Raw genomic sequence first — 4,269 nt, 5'->3', positions numbered from 1 at the left:
CTGCGTTCATGAGCAAGTAGCGAAAGCGGATTGCGAATGTCCGCTTTACGCAATTGAAACATTATCGTTGGGTGAGAAATCAAATTGTGCATGAACCGGGATGTACGGAAACAAACATGTGTAACCGTGATGATATACAATGGATAAATAATTTTTATACTCGGATGATGTCTACAAGTGATCCGCTGTCTTTATATCGAAAAACAATCAGGTCAAACAGAAAGACTCATTCATCATCAGGGGGTAAATCGGCATCGCGGCAGTGTGACGATTCACAACAAAAAGGAAAGCACAGTAGATTTTCACAGGAATCTCACAGGTGTGGAGTGTTCGTTTGGGGCACTATAATTGCAGTGATAGTTATATTCCTGTTTTTTAAAGTTATATTATAAATTTTTCTCAGAGATATATCGATATATTTTTATGACTTAGTACCTTGTCTATGGTTTTGAATGGACAAGGTACTTTTTTCGTTTTTATCTATTTTGTGTTTTAGGATAACATCTTTTGTAAAAAAATATTATGAAAATGGAAAATTCTGTAGTAAACGACAGGCTTTTTCCGTTATTATATATAGAAAAGATAAAACACAATCTTTTTACTACGGATATCTGTAACAAAAATTTTCAAATCTTCACTTAAAAGATTTCGGAAATACACGTAAATAACGGGGAGGAAACGTTATGCTTTTGTTTTTAACCATGCTGGACAGCGATGAGGAACAGTCCAAATTTGTTCAGCTTTATCATAAATATCGGTATTTTCTATGGTATCTGGCGCGTGAACGGTTGCAGGACGACCATCTGGCAGAGGATGCGGTACAGGAAACATTTTTAGCACTGACGCGTCATATGGACAAAGTTGGCAGTGTAGAGTCTGCCGCAACGCGGAATTTTTTGGCAACCATTGTAAAAAATAAGGCAACGGATCTCTTAAGAAAACGTCAGAAAATTACGGAAGATGAGGAGACTTCACAAAAACAGGAAGCAGAAGTTTCGGGTGAAGATCTGCTGAATCAATATCTGGCGCAGGAAAGTTATGAACGCATTTTGCATGCCATTCAAAAACTGGATGAAATTTATCGTGTGGTATTTGAATATAAATATTTGCATGAACTTTCAGATCGGGAGATTGCCAATCTGCTTGGCGTGACACCAAAAGTTGTAAATGTGCGGATTTTCCGAGCGCGGAAAAAGTTGCAAAATCTTCTGAGAGAGGAGTGATGGCACAGTGAACAGACAAAATCAGGGAAAATCAGAGAAAAACGAGTATATTTATAAAAAACGAAAAAAAGTGCGGGGCGCAGATGAAGTACTAAAACGGGCGCTGGAAGACTGCATGCAGGAAGAAGCGAACCAGGTGCAAAAAAAGATGGAACCGGAAGGACAGCATGCATTTTCAAAGCCATTTATTGAAAAAATGCAGTTTGTTTTAAAGCAGGGAAAACAGGCAGAAGAACAGCAGAAAAAGAAAGCACGTGGACGGCGATGGACCCGTGTGGCAGCCGCATGTATCGTATGTGTGATTGTGGCAAGTGGAAGCTGGATCGGGCTGCGTGGAAATTTTAAAATGTCGCAAAGTGAATCGTCTGCATTGACAGACCAGAAAGAAACTGCAAGCCGGGAGGAAAGTGCTGAAATGGGAAAGGCAGATCGTGCTGATACAATAAGTGGAAACGCAGATGCTTCTGATACGCAGGAGAATGAATCTACTGTTTTAAATCAGGACAAGAAAGAAAACAGTCAGGATTCGGTGAGTACAGAGGAAAATACATCAGCATCTACGGGGATACTTGCACAGAATGTGGATATAAAAGTGCTGGCAGTGACACCGACATCTCTGAAAGTGAGATTGACAAATAATGGTGATGATGACATTAGTTTTGGAGATGATTACGAAGGCATAGAAGTTTATGATGAAGCGACAGATACATGGATGGAGTGTAAAAAGCAGTATGAAATCGCATGTCACGATATTTTACATTTAGTGAAGTCAGGGGATAAACAGAATTGGTTTGACTGGTACGTAGACTGGGCAAATGTATACGGTTCTCTTGAGGCAGGGCATTACCGCCTGCTGAAAAATATTTCTATTGGAAATATCGATGGTGGTGATCAGTATGTGCAGTCAATTCAGATTGAATTTGATGTCAGATAACAGCAGCGATTGCAGGAGGAGAAGGATCATGAGAGAAAAGAAAAAAGCGAGAAAATGTTCTGTTTTGAGAAAATGGATACTTTGTATGTTGTTGGCTGGATGTATGCTATTAACAATCGGATGTGGAAAAAGCGCAATGTCAAGTGCAAACGGTGGTGCCACAAATCGCAGTGAAAGTGGTTTCAGTGCTTTTCGGGCAGATAATCAGAAAACAGCCAGTGAGGGAACAACGGCTGAGGATGGTGCCACAGAAGCAACAGTAAATACAGACGATGCCGTGGAACAAAGTGCACAGGACTTTGGAGAACAGGGAGCAGATACGAGTGGAACAGAATTTGAACAGATGGAAGGGGTTAACACAGAGCAGAAACTGATCAAAACAGTCAATATGTCAGCGGAGACTACCGAGTTTGATACATTGGTAGCGGATGTGCGGGCAAAGACGGAGAGTGCCGGCGGTTATGTGGAAAAATCAGATGTTGGCGGAAATTATGGCGGGGATACAACACGTTATGCATATCTTGTACTTCGAATTCCGGCAGAAAAACTGGATGATTTTGTGGGTGGCGTAAAGGATGCGTCCAATGTTCGGACATTTAGTGAAAGCACCGAGGATGTTACGTTGCAGTATACAGATATGGATACTCATATCAAAGCGCTGCGGGAAGAACTGGATGCACTATTTTCCATGATGGAACAGGCAACATCCATGAAAGATATTTTATCCATCCAGTCTCAGATTACAGATGTGCGATATGAGATTGAAAGCTATGAGTCTCAGCTTCGCGTATACGACAATCAGGTTACTTACAGTACCGTCTATCTGGATCTGTATGAGGTGAACCGGGAAAGTTCCACAACGGGAACAACCTTTGGAGAACGTGTGAAAGCAAAATTCAATGATAATATGTATCAGATGGGACAGGGGTTTCAGAATTTTATGGTTGGATTACTGGGCGGTCTGCCAATATTGCTCCCGATCGTTGTCATTTGTGTGGTGGTTGTCGTAGTGCTTCGCAAAATCTGGAAAAAGAGAAAAAATGATAAACAGAAGAAAGAGGAAGAATAAGATGACACATGGGAAGGTGTGATACTATGAAAGGGGAGAACATCATTCTGATTATTTCGTTGTGTATAGTTTGCATATTTGGAGTATCAGGATGTAGCAGAGAGAAAACTACAGTCACATCAAATGAAGAGATGAGTAGTACACAAATAAGTACATCCGAAGAGACATCTGTAAAAAATAAAATGATAATTGTATTAAAGGACAATGAGACAGGAGAATCGCTGGAAAGTAAAATCATTGATGATGAAGAGGTGATTTTGTCATTCAATAAAATATGCAGTGAATTTGAAAATCCGATAAATGAGAAGTATTCAAAGGCTTTTTTCGATAGCATAACCAGTGATGAATATACACTATACTTTTCCAGTAGTGATTTTGCTGAAACGGTACTTACAGGAGATGGTGTTGTGATTGTTGAGTGTAATGGTTTTTGTTATGAGCTGATAGTTGGTGGGAAAGAATGGCAAAGCATAGTTGATTATCTGGAAAGTATCTGTTAATGGAAGATGTAAATATTGTTGTATCCTTTTCAATGAATCTTTTGTAATGGGAATCCACCTTGCGGGATTCCCGTTTTTGTGGTAAAATAGAAAAACTTTAGTGAACATTTGTTCACTGACTTGAAAGGATGAAAAAATGGCAGATAAAGTAACATATGACGCGGGAAGTATTTCAGTACTGGAAGGCCTGGAAGCGGTTCGTAAGCGTCCGGGTATGTACATCGGAAGTGTGTCCCGCAAGGGTTTGAACCACCTGATCTATGAGATCGTAGATAATGCGGTGGATGAGCATCTGGCGGGAGCCTGCAGTGAGATTAAGGTCACACTGGAAGCAGACGGTTCCTGCACGGTGGAGGATAATGGACGTGGAATTCCGGTTGGCATGCATGAAAAAGGTGTACCGGCAGCACGTCTTGTTTTTTCTACGCTGCATGCAGGTGGAAAGTTTGATGATTCTGTATACAAGACCAGCGGTGGTCTGCATGGTGTTGGATCTTCGGTTGTAAATGCACTGTCTACCTATCTGGATGTGCAGATCAGCAG

Annotated in this window: 6 protein-coding genes; all 6 read left to right on the top strand. The window is 40.8% G+C overall.

The annotated features are described in order from the left end of the window. The first annotated feature begins 53 nt into the window (after positions 1–53). Positions 54–392, top strand: coding sequence for a DUF6548 family protein (locus tag LG34_RS17520; protein ID WP_431602621.1), 339 nt, complete (start codon positions 54–56; stop codon positions 390–392). Positions 393–683: 291 nt separating this feature from the next. Continuing rightward, a complete protein-coding gene (locus tag LG34_RS14145) occupies positions 684–1,223 on the top strand; it encodes an RNA polymerase sigma factor (RefSeq protein ID WP_109216642.1) in 540 nt (179 codons plus the stop codon). A gap of 7 nt (positions 1,224–1,230) precedes the next feature. Further along, positions 1,231–2,157 carry an immunoglobulin-like domain-containing protein gene (locus LG34_RS14140; protein ID WP_109216641.1) on the top strand — a complete coding sequence of 309 codons (927 nt, stop codon included), beginning with the start codon at positions 1,231–1,233 and terminating at the stop codon, positions 2,155–2,157. A 28-nt stretch (positions 2,158–2,185) separates the two neighbouring features. After that, entirely contained in the window at positions 2,186–3,226 is a 1,041-nt protein-coding gene (locus LG34_RS14135) for a DUF4349 domain-containing protein (protein ID WP_181369391.1), read from the top strand. Positions 3,227–3,252: 26 nt separating this feature from the next. Next, positions 3,253–3,726: a hypothetical protein gene (locus LG34_RS14130; protein WP_146190239.1), complete on the top strand. Its 474-nt coding sequence runs from the start codon at positions 3,253–3,255 to the stop codon at positions 3,724–3,726. Positions 3,727–3,862: 136 nt separating this feature from the next. After that, a partial coding sequence (locus tag LG34_RS14125; protein ID WP_242979912.1) for an ATP-binding protein occupies positions 3,863–4,269 on the top strand: 407 nt, incomplete at its 3' end.

Source organism: Eubacterium ramulus, from assembly GCF_003122485.1.
GTDB lineage: Bacteria > Bacillota > Clostridia > Lachnospirales > Lachnospiraceae > Eubacterium_I > Eubacterium_I ramulus_A.
This window is presented reverse-complemented; position numbering and strand designations above follow the sequence as displayed.